This is a genomic window from Lysinibacillus telephonicus (genome assembly GCF_039654155.1).
GTDB classification, from domain to species: domain Bacteria; phylum Bacillota; class Bacilli; order Bacillales_A; family Planococcaceae; genus Ureibacillus; species Ureibacillus telephonicus.
The window spans coordinates 515,794-534,356 of sequence record NZ_CP155468.1 but is presented as its reverse complement, the minus strand read 5'-3'; the positions used below and the strand labels follow the sequence as shown (position 1 = coordinate 534,356).

The window sequence follows — 18,563 nt, the reverse complement described above, 5'->3', positions numbered from 1 at the left end:
CCCGTCCCAACTAGTAAGATAAACATTTTGCTACAATCCAGCCAATAGCTAGCGATAGAGATAATAACATCGTTCCTACTGCTCTATTATCCTCTTCAATTGCTTTATGAATGCTAAAACGAATTGTAATCACTTCTGCTAATATAAAAACAATAATTTGCGAAATAATTCCGATAGCTCCCCATACTGCCATATCAAGAAGAGAGACAGAATATTCTGCTGCAGCTCCTAAAACAATAGCAAGACCGACAACTTTACCGCCTAAAGACATAGCAGCCGTTACATTTCTTTCAGCAATTAAACGAAATTCCTTTAACTTTGGTGTACTTACTGTAAATAGAACTACTCCAACAATTAAAAGGAGCAGGGCAACCCCTAAATAAGATGCAAAATTAAGATATAAATTCATCATGTACCTCCCTTTTTAGCTTTCACTTTCATTAAACTTGAATTATTAACCCCCGTAGCTTTTTGATCCACTGCCAAATCCAGAGCTAGTTTTGTTTCCACCTTGAACTGTAGAGCTGCTGCTCTTGGTACTTTTATAATCAGAACTATTTATTAGGGAGCTTTTATTTTTGTAATACTTGCCGCCGTAATAATAATGACCATAATAGCTAGAATGACTGTCATCACATTCCCATACACCATCGTCATCGTCCCATTCCCAATCATTACAGTATTGATCATTAGGTGGAGAACCTACTGCAGTGCTTGAACCGCATCCTGTCAGCCCAAACGTGAGTGCGGTCGTTGTAATACCTACCATTACCTTTTTCGTTTTCCCCAATATATTCACCTCTTTCCTTTTACATTTACGAGAAGTTTTGTAAAAAGATTCATAAAAATTTCTTTACCATCGTCATACAATACGATTCGCTATAAAAATTTATACGGCCAACTATGATAGTTAGTAATTTAAGTATCCTAGCCTTATTAACCGTACATGAAATAATGAAAAGGAGTTGCTCAGAAGTAATAGCTCAGGTATGAAATTGTAGCAATTATGATAAATGAATAAGAAACCATTAATAAACAATAAAAGAGATGCAATTATCGTGATTTTACAATAAATCTCTACTCCGCTATTAAGCAGGATGGAAATAAGTAAAATTTTTCAATTTAGACAACTTATACGAAAAATTTAATTAATAAAGGTAATACTAATAATAAAAAATTATAGGAGCGGAAACCATGCCACGAAAATTCACCCAAAACAGCGAAGAGTTGGATACAGAGAAAATGGTTCAAGCATCAAATGCTCAACAAAATAATAATCAGCAAACTAAAGAGGAAGTTGATAAGCTAACTCGCATGTTAGCATCAGTATTGGAGTATCTGTCAGATGAAGACACAGATGAAATTGATATTGGGTACATTTTTGATAATACAGAAGGTCTTAAAGAATGGTGGAATCAATATAAGGAAAAGAATCGGAAAGTGATTGAAGAAGAAATTAAACAATCTCTTGGCGAACTATCTTTAGAGGATCTTAATAAAATCCTTAAGCAGTTAAAAGAAAAACAGAACTGACCACTAACTAACAGAACTATTAAGAATAAGCATAAGCGCCCTGTTAGCCCCGACAAGAAGGCGCTTTTTATTCTACATTTCTGTATTAATAGTAGAAGGTTTATTTAAAGGATGAATCAAATTTTTGCGAGCTTTATCGTCTGTTCGCAAACAGTATGATTTTTCAAAGCAAAAAGTAAAAAACGATAGTTATACCCTTTTAATCCTCCTTAATTAAATAGGAAATCATCACTCAAAAATGGATTTCTAATGACTCCCTTTTTGAGTGATGATATTTACCGCCATAGTATTAAGATTTAAAATTACTAATAATTCCCTGTAATTCTTGAGCCATTTCACTTAATATTTCAGCCGAAGAGGATACTTCCTTCATTGTAGAGTTCTGCTCCTCGGTAGATGCTGCTGCATTTTGTATTTTAGCTGTAGATTCTTCCACTATGTATCTTACTTCTTGTATCCCGTTGTCCACTTTTTGTAAATTAGAATGTACTTGTTTAACTATTGCAGCTACTTCTTGAGATTCAACGGCCACCTGTTTAATAGATTGATCTATATCTCGGAAAGAGTTACCCGTTTTTCTTACCATATTTAAACCTTCTTTAACAACTTGTGTACTGCTATTTATCGATTTAACAGCTTTCTGGGATTCATCCTGTATTTCCTTAATAAGATTACGTATTTGCTCTGCTGCGATAGATGATTGGTTAGCCAATTTTCGAACTTCATCTGCAACAACAGTAAATCCTTTTCCTTGTTCACCTGCCCGTGCAGCCTCAATTGCCGCATTTAAGGCCAACAGGTTTGTCTGATCAGCGACCTGTGTAATCAACTCAATAATTTTGCCAATTTCTTTGGATTTTTCACTTAATGTATGAACAACCTGAGCAGATTCCCTTGCAGAATCTTGTACCTGATTCATCTGTTCTATTGTTTGCTTTACTACATCATTTCCTATCGCCGCATTGTTATTAGCAGCAATCGTTAAATTAGCAACAGACTGAATAGAATCAGCAGCCTTACTCATTCCTTTCGATATTTCCTCGGATGCTTCCGCAGCCTGAATAACCATGGAGACTTGCTTTTCTGCCCCCATTGCAATTTCCTGCATAGCAAAAGTAATTTGTTCCGTTGCTCTATTTGTGTCTTCAGCACTAGCAGATAATTCATCTGATGTGAAAGCTACACGTTCTGAATTTAAATGAACTTGATGGATCAATTGGCGGAGACTCTGTTTCATTTCGTTAAAGACACGAGCTAATTCCCCAATTTCATCACGATTTCCCACTATTATATCGTCTTGTGTTAAATCACCTAAAGCTATATTTCTCGCTCCTTCTACTAAAAATAAAATAGGACGAGTAATCATCCGAGACATGAAAACGCTAATAAGGATTGCTAGAGCAGAAGAGATAAGACCCCAAAATAAATTTATGTTTTTAACAGAAGCAACCATATCTGAATTTGCAGTAATACCTTCCTGCATTTGTTTTGTCTGAATCTCAACCATTTCATTAGCAGCTTCTTCTATTTGTGCAGCTATCGGAATGATTTCTTCATTAACGAGTTGGTTAACTTGTTCGTTATTTGCCTCTTCTGAATTAATGGCATTTAAAGATTTTTCCTTCAACTGTTCATGTAAATCAGAAATTGTTATTAGTAACTCATTTGCTTCCTGACCTTGAATGACTGTCTCTTCACTAGTCACTTTTTCTTCTAATTGCTCAATTGTTGTTTGTAAAAATTCTAAAGAGCCTTCCTCACCAGCCAAAATGCCTCTCAAACTTGCAACTTCTCTAGAAGCATAGAGCTGAATATCTTTTATATTTATTAAATTAGTATCCAATTGTTCCACCAAATCTGAATAAGAATGATTTATTTTTTGGATTTCATAATAAGATAGAGCACAAACGGCACCAAGAAGAACCGTAAGAATCAAAAACCCTGATAACATTTTTTTACGAATAGTCATTTTCATTTAAATATCCCCTTCTAGCCGATAATCGTAATTTTTAATATGTTTAAAGTAATGGATGAGCCTTAAAATTTCCTTAAAATTACTAAGAAGGGTTTATAATTTATCGATTGTGTTAATAGGGTACTGGAAGAGATTAATTTAATAAAAAGGATTAATTTGCGAGGAATATGGAGTAAACATTACTTAGAGGTGAACCTTAATGGGTAAGCATTACTTATTATTACTAGGAGTATTAGATTACAAACATTTGTCTCAATAAGGATTAATACTCCTTTATATAGAAAAGTATCAAGTTTATAAACAATAATTTAACAAGATTTCCCACAATTCCCAAAAAGACTTGTAGTATCTAATACTACAAGCCTTTTTAGAAATCCCTTTGTTAAGCTTGAATTGACCCAAATCAGTGATCTTCTACAATCTTCTGTACTTCTTGTAATTGCTGCTTCAACAACTCTAGCTGTGATTTATTATGTTCAACTAAATCCATATGCTCATTATGTTGTTCTGCATTTTCAAATGCGTTCTCTGCATGAGAAATTGCATTAAATGCATGCTCAACTGCTATTTCCTCTGGGTGTGACATTGCTTGCTTTACCGCGCGATCAGCCTTTTGAACAGAGTTGCTGAATAAAGTACTCGGGTGATCTTGTTTCCAACTTGTGTCTGAATGCTTTGCCATATATATTCTTCCCTTTCTTTCGAATTAATCATTACTAAATCTTAGTATTGTAATCTAACGACAAAATATGTACATCATTAAAGTGAATTAATTTTCATTTCAGTTAATAACGAAATTATTTTTGTTTAAATAAACAACATTATTCCATACTAATAGTTGATGGAAATAAAAAAGAACTTTATATACAAGTAAAATAATTTTTGTATATAAAGCTCTATTAATATTTATCTATTTTTTCATTTTATGAATATACCGCGATGCTAACGCTGTTAAAAACGCATAAGTTGTTGCCTTGACAGTAGATTGCACTTGATTATCTCGATTTGGGTCGATACAAACAAAATCCATTGCACGGACTATTGGATATTTCCCCATCTCAAATAAGATATCAAAAAGCTCGTCAGTCCGCATTCCACCTGGTGTTGATGCCGGGACGCCTGGTGCATAGGTAATATCCAATACATCCATATCAACCGTAAGATAAACAATATCAACTTTATTGGAAAGCTGCTCCATCACATCATGTATCACGGAAGCAATGCCTTTTTTACGAAGCTGTTTTAATGAAATCATATTGACCTTATGTTTATGTGCCGCTTCAATTAATGAAGGTGCGTTATAAAACCCATGAAGTCCAATATTATATACATTTTCACCCTTTACAACATTGCCTTCCACAAGTTGACGAATTGGTGTTCCATTCGTTGGACCTTGGCTTAAATCTCTCAAGTCCAAATGTGTATCGAGCTGAACAATTCCTATTGATTTATTTTCATTATTACTTTGAATTGAACGAACTAATGGTGCAGTGATTGAATGATCGCCGCCAATGGATACATAAAAAGAGTTAGGATAATTATGTTGAATATGCTGCATAGCATGTTCTATATTATCATGACACTGAAGAATATTTGTATAGTGCATTTTTACATCGCCAAGATCACCAACTTTATAATCCCGAAAATCAACATGTTCGTCAAAATAATAAGTTGTGAATAGTTCCCAAGCCTTTCGGAATGCCTTCGGAAATTCCGATGCAGCAGATGCACTAATAGAAGATCTCGAAAGTGGGACACCAAGAATAACAGCATCCCAGTCTTCACGTTGTTCTTCCCAGACAGGTATAATCCAATCCTTAACCTTTATATCCTTGCCTTCTTCTCTTATCCATACTGTTGAAGATTTTTGTACATATTCATTTAATCCTTCTATCATTGAAAAACTCCGTCCTTTAAGACTACTTTACCGTTTTTCACAACTATATGAGTGTGGTTCATACCGTAATAGTATTGTAATTGTTTATAGTTGGCCACATTCAACACTAATATATCTGCTTTTTTCCCCTTTTCCAGTGAACCAATTTGATCCCCTCTGTTAATCGCATAAGCAGCATTGACTGTTGTTGCCGTTAATACTTCTTCCAGTGTAAGTCCCATGTTCATACAAGCTAAATTCATAATAAACGGCAAGCTAATTGTAGGTGATGAACCAGGATTAAAGTCTGTTGAAATTGCAACAGGTACCCCTTCATCAATCATTAGTCGTCCACGGGCAAAAGGTGCACGTAAGAAGAAAGCTGTACCTGGAAGTAAAACGGCAATAGTTCCTGCCTCTGCCATTTTTCTAATCCCCTCATCTGAGGCAACTAGCAAGTGTTCTGCAGAGATTGCTCCTACTTCCGCTGCAAGTTCAGCACCTTCGTATGGTTCTATCTCGTCAGCATGAATTTTAGGTGTTAATCCATATAGCTTTCCAGCCTCCAAAATTTTACGAGATTGTTCGGGTGTAAACACTCCTTTTTCACAAAATACATCATTAAATTCCGCAAGATTTTCTTCGGCTACTTTAGGAAGCATTTGGTTAATAATAATATCAACAAATTCATCTTCTCGCCCTTTATAGTCTATCGGAACTGCATGTGCTCCCATAAAGGTACTTACAATATCAATAACATGTGTCTCTTGAAGTTTTTTTGCTACTTCTAACTGTTTTTTTTCATTCTCCCAATCTAAGCCATAGCCACTCTTAGCTTCAACAGTGGTAACACCGTACTTTAAAAATTCATTTAAATGATTAAATGTTTTCTCATATAAATCTTCAAAGCTAGCTTGACGGGTACTCTTCGTCGTTGAGTGAATGCCTCCGCCTGCATTCATAATTTCCATGTAGGTAAACCCGTTTAAACGCATATTGAATTCATTTTCCCGTGTTCCACCATGTACTAGATGGGTATGGCAATCGACTAGTCCAGGCATAACAATCTTTCCAGCAGCATCAATCACTTCTGCATCCATAGCAAGTTGTGGATGTTCTCTTTGTATTTCTTCTAACGTACCAACAGCAACAATTTGATCTTGATCGATTAAAATACTGCCGTTTTTTATAATACCAATTTCCTTCATTGCTTCTTTTGTACGAGGACCTTTTCGATCCCCTTTTAGCGTTATAACTTCATTTGCATTTTTAATTAATGTAGGCATCACTATCAACCTCTTTTGTCCAGCATTGGCATTTTAACATGCTTTTCTTTAGCAGCTTTAATTGCTATATCATAACCAGCATCTGCGTGGCGAACAACACCCATACCTGGATCTGAAACAAGAACTCGATTAATCTTTTCAGCTGCCAATTGTGTTCCATCAGCCACTAATACTTGACCAGCGTGTTGTGAATATCCCATACCAACACCTCCGCCATGATGGACACTAACCCAACTAGCTCCTCCTGCTGTATTAATTAAAGCATTTAAGATTGGCCAATCTGATACTGCATCCGATCCATCTAACATTCCTTCTGTTTCACGGTTTGGCGATGCAACAGAACCAGAGTCTAAGTGATCACGGCCGAATACTATTGGTGCCTTTAATTCTCCATTAGCTACCATTTCATTTACCTTTAATGCGAAGCGATGGCGATCGCCATAACCAAGCCAGCAAATACGTGCAGGAAGACCTTGCCATTTAACCATTTTTTGAGCCATATCAATCCAGTTAACTAAGCCCTCATCATCTGCAAACATTTCTTTTGCAAGAGCATCTGTTTTGTAAATATCTTCTGGATCACCTGATAAAGCTGCCCAGCGAAACGGTCCTTTACCTTCACAAAATAGTGGTCGAATATACGCTGGTACAAATCCAGGGAAATCGAAAGCATTTTCAACCCCCATTTCTTTAGCATAAGCACGAATATTGTTTCCGTAGTCAAATACTTCTGCTCCTGCCTTTTGGAAATCAAGCATCGCCTGCACATGGTCTGCCATAGCTTGCTTTGCTCTTTTCTCATATTCTTTTGGATCTGCTTTGCGCAACTCTAACGCTTCTTCAAAACTCATGCCATTCGGAACATATCCATTTATCGGATCATGTGCAGAAGTTTGATCAGTAACAAAATCTGGGATTACTCCACGGTTAAGAAGCTCTCTGTGTACGTCTGCACAGTTGCCTACTAAACCAATGGATGCAGGTTCTTTGTTTTCTCGTAGTTTATTTACCAATTCAAGAGCATCATCTACCGTTTCCACCAAATAGTCACAATAGCCTTCTTTTATTTTACGTTCAATACGTTTTCGGTCTACCTCAACAACTAAGATGACAGCACCAGCCATTTTTCCTGCAAGGGGTTGAGCACCACTCATTCCTCCCATACCGCCAGTTAAAATGAATTTTCCTCTTAAATCAGCTGATCCGAAAACCTTTTTGCCTGCTTCTACAAAACTTAAATAAGTACCCTGTAAAATTCCTTGAGCTCCTATATAAATCCAACTGCCAGCAGTCATTTGGCCATACATCATTAAATTGCGTTCTTCCAACTCATAAAAATGCTCCCAATTTGCCCAAGCTGGAACTAAATTTGAATTTGCAATTAATACACGTGGAGCATTTTCATGTGTTCGGAAAACAGCTACAGGTTTACCAGATTGCACAAGTAATGTTTCATCATTTTCTAATTCCTTTAAAGACGCTATGATTTGTTCAAAACATTCCCAATCTCGCGCCGCCTTACCGATACCGCCATAAACAACTAATTCATCCGGATTTTCTGCAACTTCAGGGTCAAGATTATTCATGAGCATGCGCATTGCAGCTTCTTGTTGCCATCCTTTACATGTTAATTGATTTCCTCTAGGTGCTTTAATATTTTTATTCATCAATTTATTCATCTATAATCTCCCCTTAAAAATTAAAATAATAAAAATGCTATTGGTGTTACGATAATTAAAGAAAGTACAACCCGTTCAAACCAAATAATAATTAACTGGCGAATTGTTAAAGGTATATCGGTTGATAAAATTAACGGGATAACTGCTGAACAGAATAAAATCGCTGACACTGATACATTCGCCACAATAAATTTAGTAATTAGCGATGCTTCTGCCACTAATAAGGAAGGCAAGAAAATTTCTGTGATTGATAATGAAAGAGCCTTCGCAGTCAGCATAGGTTCTGGCAATTGTAATAAATAAGTGAATGGTGCAAAGATGAATGCAATAACATCAAATAATGGTGTATACAAGGCTAATACTATTCCTAGTAAACCAATTGATAAGATGGAAGGTATAACACCCATCGCCATTATGAGACCATCTTTTAGATGAAGATATAAATTCTTAAAGAATGTAGGGTTTTTCTCTACTGCATTTAAAGCCTCTTGCCATGCATTTTGGAAACGCTTTCCTCTTATGATGACTTCTGGGTCTGCAGTAGTTCCTTCTAAAAACTCATCCTTCATTCGATTAAGCGGGTAAATACGTGCTGTTATTGCTGTTACAACAAATGTAATAATTAGGGAAATCCAAAAGAACTGTGACCAATATTCCATAATATCGAGTGTATTGGCCATTACGACCATAAACGTAACAGATACAGTAGAGAAGCCAGTTGCAATAATTGCTGCTTCACGAATCGTATACTTACCTTGCTTGAAAACACGATTTGTTAATAACAATCCTACTGAATAGCTTCCAACAAAAGACGCTACTGCATCAACAGCAGAACGACCTGGTGTACGAAAAATTGGTTTCATAAACGGCTGCATGAAAACACCGATAAACTCTAGTAAGCCATAACTAACAAGCAATGCTAAAAATACAGATCCTATTGGAATTAAAACACCTACTGGTTTAATTAACTTATCCATTAAAAATGGTCCTACGTCTGGTGCAAAAAGCCATGCTGGACCGACTCCGAAAATTAGCATAATACCTATAACTAATCCTGCTAATTTAAAGATAGATAAAATTCTACTAACCATATCCTTCTTCCAGCTTTTATTAACAAATGGCAATATTGCACCCGCCACTAGTAAAATAAAGACATATGCAGTAACCAATGTTGGAAAAGATGTAGATATAAAACTGACTATATGGTCGATTAGAATGGAAGATTTTCCATTCCATTCAAATGTTACAAAGAAACTGAAAATACCAATTAGACTGCATACAATCATTTTTAAAGTTGTTGTAGTTTTATTTGAAGCATTTATCGCAGTCATTTGATCTATTTTATTCGATTCGGCTAATTCTTCCGCCGACAGCTCTTTAACACTCTCAGTCATTTCTCTTCCCCCTTTGCTTTTTATTTATATTTACATTTTAATATTCAGTCTTTTCGAAAAATATAGAATTTTAAAATGAGAAAATGGAATTTTATATGTTTTTAATTAGAATTTAATTGTATAATAGAAAAAAAATATGATTCTGGAATTTTATAAGGTGATTAGAATGAAAATTTTCATTATTGATCGAGATTATACAGAAGCAAAGGGATTTAAATGGTATTTGGAGTCTTATCTATTAAATGAAATTGAAGTATATATTTTAAACTCAATTGATCAACTATATCAGCAATATCAACAAGTACATCCAGATATTTTAATTGTCGAGATAGAATTAATAAAACATCCAAATGATATTGCCTTTTTCAAATTAGCTAGAAAAGACGGAACCGAGATTTATGCAATAACCTCCGAACCACTTTTTCAACACGCTTTAAAGGCAATTCAAATGCAAGTAACGCACTTTTTCGTAAAGCCTGTGGATTTAAATCATTTGAAGTATTTAATTAATTCTTCTACAAAGGAAAATAAAACTGTTGTCAATTCTATTGGAGATTATGATTTAACAAATGTTTTTTACTTACAACTCTTTTTAAACAATGAAAATGGTAGCTTTTTAAAGGACAATCGACTTTTTTTCCTTATCGAGCCAGAGTATCCCAAAGATTTAAGCGCTTTATATAGTTGGTTAAAGGAAACCCCGATTTTCGAAAGTATAGAAATTTATCCATTATCAAAACGTATCATCTGTATCTCAGAATTTGTTGAGAAATCATTATTTGAGAAAAAGGCAAGAACATTAATTCGGGAATGGAATATTATGAGTGGCAGCTATATTAATATAGCTATTTATGATAGAGAACCTGCTCAATTGAATGAAATTTATTTAGAGACTAAGAAAGCCTTAAAGCAACGATTCTATAAGGGATTTGAGCATATTTTTTATGTCAGCAAGCAGCTTATTCCACTTCCCTTAGATCCGTTATTAACACCTGAGGAACAGCAGCTATGGATACAAGGTCTTGAAAATCTTGATATACAAACAATTAAAGAATTTCTCTACCGATTATCTATTGATGGGACTTATTATGAGCAAGATTCAATTCGTATACATCTAACCAGTGTGTTAGCACAAATTAGACGGTTTATGCTGAAATATAATTTACATCAAAAAGCCGTATTAGAAGAAAATTATCGTCAATTATTCAACATTATATTAGAACACCCTATTCTATATACAATTATTCAGGAAATCATCCTTTTTACACAAACATTAATGAAGCTTGCAGCTGATGCAAAATTAGAACTTAAAGCAAATTACGCAGAATTGGCAGCTGATTTAATTGAACAACAATATAAAAATACTAAATTGTCTTTAATTGAAATAGCCAATCAACTAGGAATTACCTCTAACTATTTAAGTAGTATTTTTAGTAAGCATCATGGTGTTGCATTTAAACGCTATTTACAGCAGATTCGCATACAGCATGCTCAAAAGACTTTATTAGATACAAATTTTCCGATTAGTGAAGTTGCACAGTTAAATGGTTTTGAAGATCCTAATTACTTTGCAAAACTTTTTAAAGCTTATACGGGGCAATCTCCAAATCGATACCGAAAAATGTTAAGGGAGAAGAGAGAATAACCAACTTCTAAATACCATTATGGTGTAGTTTGCTTTTCTATAAAACCCTTAAATACAGTGTCTTTAAAATTAAAGCTTCTTCTCCTAACACTTAGAAAGATAAAGCAATTATAAAAATGCCCTTTCCAAATGTGGACAGGGCATTAATAATCTAATTTTCATATAATTGAATGTAAACTAGAAGGAAGGACTTAGCTTATCCTCTCCGAAATAATCTCCACTGCTTTCTTAAATTCCTTTACAAAAGCTTCTCGACTAACTTCATATAGAACATGAACATTTGGTACTTTTCCCGTTTTCTCCATATAATCCACGACTGTTGTACCAACTGTAACCCCTTCAAGCTCTACTTCAACGTAGTAATCTTGACCTTCAAAAATATCCGGCTTTAATAAGTACATTACCGCGCATACATCGTGGAAATGAAGTACTTTGTCATAATTTTCTTCATGAAACGGTGTTTTTTTTATATTTTTAAGATAAAACTCCACCATTTGATTTAACTTTTGTGTTAAGTCAGTATCTTTATTTAAAATATTTTTCATTTCATCAATTGTAATAAAGGCTTTATGTGTTACATCCAAACCACTCATCACAATAGGTAAACCTGAACGAAACACAATTTCAACTGCATGTGGATCGACGTACGCATTAAATTCTGCTGTCGGTGTGACATTGCCACCTACCGCTGCACCACCCATCCAAGAAATACGTTCTATTTTTGCTTTTACTTCTGGATGTGCGAGTATTAAGGCTGCGATATTTGTTAATGGTCCTGTTGAAACGATTGTTATTTTTTCATCGCTTTTTAAAATCGTTTCCAGCATGGCCGTAATTGCAGTACGATAGCTTATTGGCAACGTTGGTGTTAAAAATTGTACATTTCCTAGACCACTTTCTCCGTGGACTTCTTCCGCCTCTTCTATTTCATAAATTATAGGACTTTCTAAACCTCGGGCAATTTCAACATTTGCTCCAATATAACTTAAAAAGGCACGCGTATTATAGTTTGTTTTATCTTGAGAAATATTCCCAGCGCTTGTTGTCACTAGCCGTATGTCAAAAGCATGATCATTGGCAAAAGCTAAAATAAGCATCATTGCGTCGTCAATCCCTGGATCGGTGTCGATAATAATTGGGATTTTAGTCATATTGAGCCCCCTTTTTAATACCTCAAATCAGTGAATTTAAAGGTAATTAAATTTTCAGGTCCTATTTCACTCTAATCTTGTAAATAATTGGATATTGAAAAGTATGTCAATAAAAATGATTTAATTACTAAATTGTATTTTTATCCGTAAAATACAGCTAAAACCTAATGAAAATTTATTCCCCTTTAAAACACTGCTTCCCACAATACTTCTTATATATGACATCTCATAGATTCTCAGTATAGAGCATTTCTAAACATCCATTTAGCCATAAAAAAACCCATCTTAAGTTATGTGGCTTAGATGGGTTAATCCTATAAAACTGCCCCCTTTAAGGGACCGTAGTATGCTTTCCTGCATCAGGTCTTTAAATTTATTTATAAAAACCTACTTGCATAGAGGCTTCATGTCATAACTCAGCACCCTTTAACAATACTTGAGATGACGAGGCAAAAATCTAGACTGTCTCAATATGCTTACGCAAAACATCGCATGATTGATTGAAGACCTTCATTTCTTCCTCTGTTAAGTTCAATTCAATGATTTCTTCAACGCCATCCTTGCCAATGATTGCTGGTACACTAGTATAAATATCAGTTTGGCCATATTGCCCACTCAATAGTGTACTTACAGGGATAACTTGTTTTTCATCATGGTAAATACAATGAACAAGTCGTGCTAACGCGGACGCAATACCATATTCAGTAGCACCTTTTCCTTTAAATGTAGTCCATCCAGCGTTAACTACTTCTTGTAGAACCGCTTCATGATCCAGAGCAAAGCGTGAATCATGCTGCGCCAATTCTAAGATTGGTTTTCCATTTATCGAAATATGAGACCAAGGAATCATTTGAGAATCTCCATGCTCTCCCATTGTATATCCGATAATCGATTTATGATCGACCCCTGTTTCACGCGCAATTACCTCACGCAGTCTTGCACTATCTAAACATGTTCCCGTACCGATGACACGATGGCTGTCAAAGCCTGACAACTTATAAACGTGACCCGTAATAATATCACAAGGATTTGTAATGTTAATAAAAATTCCATTAAATCCTGATGAAACAACTTCTTCTACAAAACTATTTACTACATTAATAGATTGTTTTAATTCAGATAGACGGTTTTGATCTTGCGTAATGCCGCCTGCACTAATAACAACGATATCACAGTTAGCTAAATCTTTATATTCCCCTGTTTTAATAGTTACTCTGTGAGGAAAATGTGCAACACTATCCACTAAATCTTGTCGTTCTGAAGTTAATTTCTCTTTGTTAATATCTACAAGAATCAGTTCATCTACGATTCCTTGTACTGCAAGACTATAAGCACAATGTGCACCGACATGTCCTACACCAATTATTCCAACACTTCTTACTTTAATTCCCATCATTTCACCCCTATATTCCATATCGAATATTAATTCATTTATATGTATTAATATAACACACTAATAAATAAGGTGAACTCTAAAATTTTTAAAGATTTATTTAATAGGAATCTCAACCATAACCGTAATCTCTAAATCATTTGTTGTACTAATAGAAACGGTACCATTATATTTATGAACAATTTCCTTTATAATGAATAGTCCTTGCCCTCTTGTTTTCCCTTGTTCTACTTTCTTAGTTGAATAACCCTGTTTAAATATTATTTCATCATCAATTATTTTAGGACCTGTATTCATAATCTTAAAAACATACTTTGCTTCATCTGCAATACAATTAATGACAACCTTTCGTTTTTCTTCAGGTAATTCGATCGTTGCCTCAATTGCATTATCAATTAAATTCGATAAAATTTTAATCATGTCTGTTGTTTTTATTTTATCAAATGCATTTTTAGAAATTGATATATCCATATCAATCAGTTGGTTTTCAGCTGCCAGTTTTTTTGCTTGTAATAATATACCTAGTCCAGGATGCTCCACATCTAATTCAATTGATTTAATTACTTCGACTTCTTTTGAAAGTGAAGAGACATATTGTAATGCTTTATTTAATTCGCCAATCATTAAAAGACCATGGATTACCTGTATATGGTTTACAAAGTCATGTCTTAAAGAAGAGACAGATGCTATTAAGGTCTTTATTTCAGTTTGATATGTATCTTCGGTATCCCCTACTTCTTTTGCTACTTCTTTTAGATACCATCTTTGCATAAGGAAAAATGAGGCAATAATGATTAAGATAAAAACACCATTAAATATAAAAATAACAATATTATCTTCTAGCACAGTTCCCTCAATTTCACTAATTCTTTTCGCACTAATATCAATTCCCAAGTAGCCAATAGTTTCCCCTGTTCCATCTTTGATTGGTACTCCAGCTGATAAATAAACGCCGAATTTCGGATCCTCCATTACACCTGTGACATAATGTTTTTCTTCATAATAGGCGCGTTTAAGCAGGGGTTCAGGTACCATACAGGGTTCACCAATTCCAATATCCGTTCTTTCCGGGGGTAATCCTACTATCATCGCTTTCGCTTCTTTTGGACTCTCAAGCTCAAGTGTATAAACATATAAGGCTCCTAATTTTTCCCTCGCATCATTTAAATACCTTCTAATCTCCCAGTAATGATTATTTTGAACTTTGTTATCCAAAAATCTTTTGTAGGCTTCAATATCCATATCTGATGCAATGGCCTTCGCAGCTTCAAGACTTTGACTTCCTATCGATTCGACAACCGTTCTCTTCATATTTACTGATATAGTATAGACACTTAAGCTGGTGAAAAATAGTAATAAAATAGTTGATAAAACTAGAATTAGTTTTATTTTATGACTTTTCATAAAAACGGTACTTCCTTATCAAAATTATTCCTATTAGAATATTACAATCAAACTAGTAATAATGTTTCGTATAAGTATTGTATACTATTTTGCCTTAATTTGCCTTTTATTTAGCTACCATTTAAAAAAAATTAAAAGGACTAAAGGAAGGAATATTCCTTTAGCCTTTCATCTCAATGTTTTGAACAGCTGTCAAATATAACCTAATTCCATGCGCTTCGTTCGCTTACAGTCTTTTCTTTATTAGGCTCGAACTTATTACCGGACTGATCTACAAAATTGTTTACATTTTCTAATGTCGCATCTACTACGAACTCAGAGGCTATCTCTTCATTGTAGTTTTGGGAACGGCTGTTTCGTTTTTCCTTGCCCATTTCAACTCTACAGGCAGCTCCTCTTTCATTAGAAACACAATTTAACCCAGTGTTGTTCTTTTCTACATTTGACATAGCTATCCTCCCATTGATTTGTTTTGAACAGTATAGATAAGCATTTTTTCCTTTTCTATACTATTCAAGTTGTAGTTTATCCATTTTAAATTATTTTATTTTCTACTACTAAAATGCTTCATACTCTAGTAACCTTTTTCATATCCATATTATTTCTTCTATGTAAACTTCTATTTACAATTGCCATTAAGGAATTCCTTAAAAGTAAAATTCATGTAAATTAAATATACTTTAGCTGTTAATCCCCATAAAAAATCCCCCATACCTTTTACAATAACTTCAAAATTCTTAACACCAGTCCATTCAATAAATTTACAATCCGTCTGTACAATTACGTTTGGATATGAAAGTGAGGTGCTTAAGTTGAAAATCGATTTGCATATGCATACAACTTGCTCAGATGGAGAAATGACACCTGGTGAGATATTACAGCTTGGAATTGACCAACAGCTTGAAATTATGTCAATTGCAGATCATGATTCACTGGACGCATATTTTGAACTTGCAAAGAATCCATTGCAAATATCGCCAAAGATGCTTGTAGGAATGGAATTTAATACGGATGGACCAAATGGAGAATTACACATTTTAGGATTTGGCTTGGACCCTACATACCCTGCACTTAAACAATACTGCAAATTTCGTAAAAATGAACGAATAAACTGGAGCAAGTCAATTGTTCAAAAGCTTCAACAATTAGGATTTTCCATCAAGTGGGAAAACTGTTTTCAACGGGCAAAGGGCGGCATTATTGTACGCACCCATATTGCAGATGAGTTAGTAGCTATTGGAGCGTTTCCAACAGCCAAACACGCTTATGAAACATTACTTATTAAAGGCGCCCCAGCTTATATAGAACGTGCAGGAAAAACCTCTAAAGGAGCAATTGATTTAATCCATGAAGCAGGAGGTCTTGCATTTTTAGCCCATCCCGGCATTTACAGCTTCAATTTTGAATTTGAAAATATTTTGAAGGAAGGAATTGATGGCATTGAAGTTTTCTATGCCTTACACAAAAAACAAACGATGAACTATTGGTATGAAGTAGCTAAGCAACATGATTTATATATGAGTGTAGGCAGCGACTTTCATGGATTTACTTCAAAAAACCCTCAAATGATTGGTAGTGTACCTTTTGAAGAAGAAGAATTAATGAAATGGATTCCTCAATTGTTAGAAAAGAAGGTGCAGCAATGAATCTATTCGCATCCTCTACTCTTTTTTGGGGACATTCATTTGAACATATTTGCAAAGTAGTAAAGGCAGAAAATTTAAAGGGAATCGAAATATGGGTAGAGCAATTACAATTTCAGGACTGGAATTTACATGAAATCCAGCACTTATTACATGCCTATCATCTGCAGGCAACAATCCATGCCAACAGTTGGGATTTAAATTTATGCTCTCTCAATGCAGGTATTCGCAATCAATCAATTCGTGAAGTAGAAAATTCCATACGTATCGCAAATAAGCTATGCATCCCTTCTATCACCGTGCATCCAGGAAAATTAACAGTTTACGGTCGTTGGGAACAAAATCATAGAAATATTATGCTTCATACACTTGATGAGCTTACATCTTTAGCAGATAAATACAGTGTAAATATTTCTTTGGAATTGATGGAGCCGGCCTCTAAGGAAATTTATTGTGAAGCGCGGAAAATAAATGATTTAGTAGCTTTTACAGATGACTGTATTCAAACAACATTTGATATTGCTCATATCCCATTTCATTTTTCAATAGCTGACGAACTTAAAACATTACAAAAAGTAGATAAAATTCATGTTAGCGACTCAACAAACACTACTTATCATGTTCCACTCGGAAAAGGAGAGTTGCAGCTAGATTGTTCATTATGGGAGACGATTGACTCTTTAAAAGTACCCGTAGTATTGGAAGGCCTAGATACATCAAAGAATCATGTGTTTTTCTATGATCATTTAGAGTATTTCCAAACAAATTCCCTACTACAACTAAAAGGAGTTACTTAAATGAATTTTTTAGTAACAAATGATGATGGTATTTTTGCTCCAGGTGTAAAAGCATTAGTGGAGGTTCTGGAAAACTTCGGAAAGGTTTTCGTAGTTTGCCCAGATGTTGAAAATAGTGCAATTAGTCATTCGATTACATTGCGAAGGCCAATTTCAGTAACTGAATTAAACCTATTTAATTCAAGCCAAGTTACTTCTTGGAGCATATCAGGAACTCCATCAGATTGTGTAAAATTAGCACTCGAAGTCTTAATTAAAGAGCCAATTGATATTGTCTTTGCAGGTATAAATATGGGTTCAAATATTGGCCGCGATGTATTTTATTCAGGAACCATAAGCGCAGCACTGGAAGCCCAATTATTTAACCTGCCATCTGTTGCACTTTCATTGGATTCATATAACCCACAGGAAACAAACTTTACAAACTGTAAAAAATGGCTTTTTCAATTTTTGCGTGAAATTTTTAAAAAGCCATTAAATAACAAGGTATTGTTAAACGTTAATTTTCCATATGTAGAACTGGACAAGTTTAAAGGATTTAAAATTGCAGATTTAGATTTTTCTATAGAACGGTATAAACATGTCACAATAGACGATTCATTTGGTCAAATTTTTTATTGGCTTAAAGACCGTCGCTCAACCATTGCGAGCGACTATATTGATTATGATTTTATGCTAATCAAACAAGGCTACGCTACGATTACACCTATACAATACAGCTTTACAGCAAACGAACTAATCGAAACCTATAAAAGTCAACTATTTGATAACAAAGGAGCGAATTAAA

The 18,563-nt window shown here is 34.5% G+C and carries 17 protein-coding genes; 5 read left to right on the top strand and 12 right to left on the bottom strand.

What is annotated here, in order from left to right; genetic code table 11:
• Positions 1-10: 10 nt before the first annotated feature.
• Positions 11-409 carry a DUF350 domain-containing protein gene (locus tag MKY04_RS02500; protein ID WP_346235262.1) on the bottom strand — a complete coding sequence of 133 codons (399 nt, stop codon included), beginning with the start codon at positions 407-409 and terminating at the stop codon, positions 11-13.
• Between the two features lie 45 nt (positions 410-454).
• On the bottom strand, positions 455-769 hold the full coding sequence (locus MKY04_RS02495; RefSeq protein WP_421664546.1) for an aminotransferase yhxA: 315 nt from the start codon (positions 767-769) through the stop codon (positions 455-457).
• Between the two features lie 425 nt (positions 770-1,194).
• Between MKY04_RS02495 and MKY04_RS02490 the strand changes: the two genes are divergently transcribed.
• Positions 1,195-1,533, top strand: a complete 339-nt coding sequence (locus MKY04_RS02490; protein ID WP_346235260.1) for a hypothetical protein — start codon at positions 1,195-1,197, stop codon at positions 1,531-1,533.
• 289 nt (positions 1,534-1,822) lie between these two features.
• Here MKY04_RS02490 and MKY04_RS02485 read toward each other — a convergent pair whose 3' ends face one another.
• The 6 genes from MKY04_RS02485 to MKY04_RS02460 all read right to left on the bottom strand — a co-directional run bounded on the left by MKY04_RS02485 (position 1,823) and on the right by MKY04_RS02460 (position 9,743).
• A complete protein-coding gene (locus tag MKY04_RS02485) occupies positions 1,823-3,508 on the bottom strand; it encodes a methyl-accepting chemotaxis protein (RefSeq protein WP_126294964.1) in 1,686 nt (561 codons plus the stop codon).
• Positions 3,509-3,911: 403 nt separating this feature from the next.
• Entirely contained in the window at positions 3,912-4,190 is a 279-nt protein-coding gene (locus MKY04_RS02480; RefSeq protein ID WP_126294963.1) for a DUF2564 family protein, read from the bottom strand.
• Positions 4,191-4,418: 228 nt separating this feature from the next.
• Positions 4,419-5,405: an agmatinase family protein gene (locus tag MKY04_RS02475; protein WP_346235259.1), complete on the bottom strand. Its 987-nt coding sequence runs from the start codon at positions 5,403-5,405 to the stop codon at positions 4,419-4,421.
• Entirely contained in the window at positions 5,402-6,673 is a 1,272-nt protein-coding gene (gene hutI, locus MKY04_RS02470; RefSeq protein WP_346235258.1) for an imidazolonepropionase, read from the bottom strand. Before hutI ends, MKY04_RS02475 begins: the two co-directional genes overlap by 4 nt.
• 2 nt (positions 6,674-6,675) lie before the next feature.
• On the bottom strand, positions 6,676-8,349 hold the full coding sequence (gene hutU / locus MKY04_RS02465) for a urocanate hydratase (RefSeq protein ID WP_421663450.1): 1,674 nt from the start codon (positions 8,347-8,349) through the stop codon (positions 6,676-6,678).
• Between the two features lie 20 nt (positions 8,350-8,369).
• Positions 8,370-9,743: a YjiH family protein gene (locus tag MKY04_RS02460; protein ID WP_346235257.1), complete on the bottom strand. Its 1,374-nt coding sequence runs from the start codon at positions 9,741-9,743 to the stop codon at positions 8,370-8,372.
• A gap of 166 nt (positions 9,744-9,909) precedes the next feature.
• On the opposite strand from MKY04_RS02460, the gene MKY04_RS02455 reads away from it, so the two are divergent.
• The gene (locus MKY04_RS02455; protein ID WP_346235256.1) at positions 9,910-11,388 is read left to right on the top strand and encodes an AraC family transcriptional regulator; all 1,479 of its coding nucleotides are present in this window, start codon (positions 9,910-9,912) and stop codon (positions 11,386-11,388) included.
• A 191-nt stretch (positions 11,389-11,579) separates the two neighbouring features.
• Here the strand turns inward: MKY04_RS02455 and MKY04_RS02450 are convergent, their stop codons facing one another.
• The 4 genes from MKY04_RS02450 to MKY04_RS02435 all read right to left on the bottom strand — a co-directional run bounded on the left by MKY04_RS02450 (position 11,580) and on the right by MKY04_RS02435 (position 15,785).
• Positions 11,580-12,539: a nucleoside hydrolase gene (locus tag MKY04_RS02450; RefSeq protein ID WP_126294958.1), complete on the bottom strand. Its 960-nt coding sequence runs from the start codon at positions 12,537-12,539 to the stop codon at positions 11,580-11,582.
• A gap of 457 nt (positions 12,540-12,996) precedes the next feature.
• Positions 12,997-13,932 (bottom strand): L-lactate dehydrogenase, encoded by a 936-nt coding sequence (locus MKY04_RS02445; protein WP_126294956.1) that lies wholly within the window; start codon positions 13,930-13,932, stop codon positions 12,997-12,999.
• Between the two features lie 96 nt (positions 13,933-14,028).
• Entirely contained in the window at positions 14,029-15,336 is a 1,308-nt protein-coding gene (locus tag MKY04_RS02440) for a sensor histidine kinase (RefSeq protein WP_126294954.1), read from the bottom strand.
• A gap of 203 nt (positions 15,337-15,539) precedes the next feature.
• Positions 15,540-15,785, bottom strand: coding sequence for a hypothetical protein (locus tag MKY04_RS02435; RefSeq protein ID WP_126294953.1), 246 nt, complete (start codon positions 15,783-15,785; stop codon positions 15,540-15,542).
• Positions 15,786-16,148: 363 nt separating this feature from the next.
• On the opposite strand from MKY04_RS02435, the gene MKY04_RS02430 reads away from it, so the two are divergent.
• Genes MKY04_RS02430 through surE form a run of 3 tightly spaced genes read left to right on the top strand, consistent with a single transcriptional unit; the run spans position 16,149 to position 18,562 of the window.
• Entirely contained in the window at positions 16,149-16,982 is an 834-nt protein-coding gene (locus MKY04_RS02430; RefSeq protein WP_126294951.1) for a PHP domain-containing protein, read from the top strand.
• Positions 16,943-17,776 carry a sugar phosphate isomerase/epimerase family protein gene (locus MKY04_RS02425; protein WP_126294949.1) on the top strand — a complete coding sequence of 278 codons (834 nt, stop codon included), beginning with the start codon at positions 16,943-16,945 and terminating at the stop codon, positions 17,774-17,776. The genes MKY04_RS02430 and MKY04_RS02425 overlap by 40 nt, the downstream gene beginning before the upstream one ends.
• Positions 17,777-18,562, top strand: a complete 786-nt coding sequence (gene surE, locus MKY04_RS02420) for a 5'/3'-nucleotidase SurE (protein WP_126294947.1) — start codon at positions 17,777-17,779, stop codon at positions 18,560-18,562. It abuts the gene before it with no gap.
• Position 18,563 lies beyond the last annotated feature (1 nt).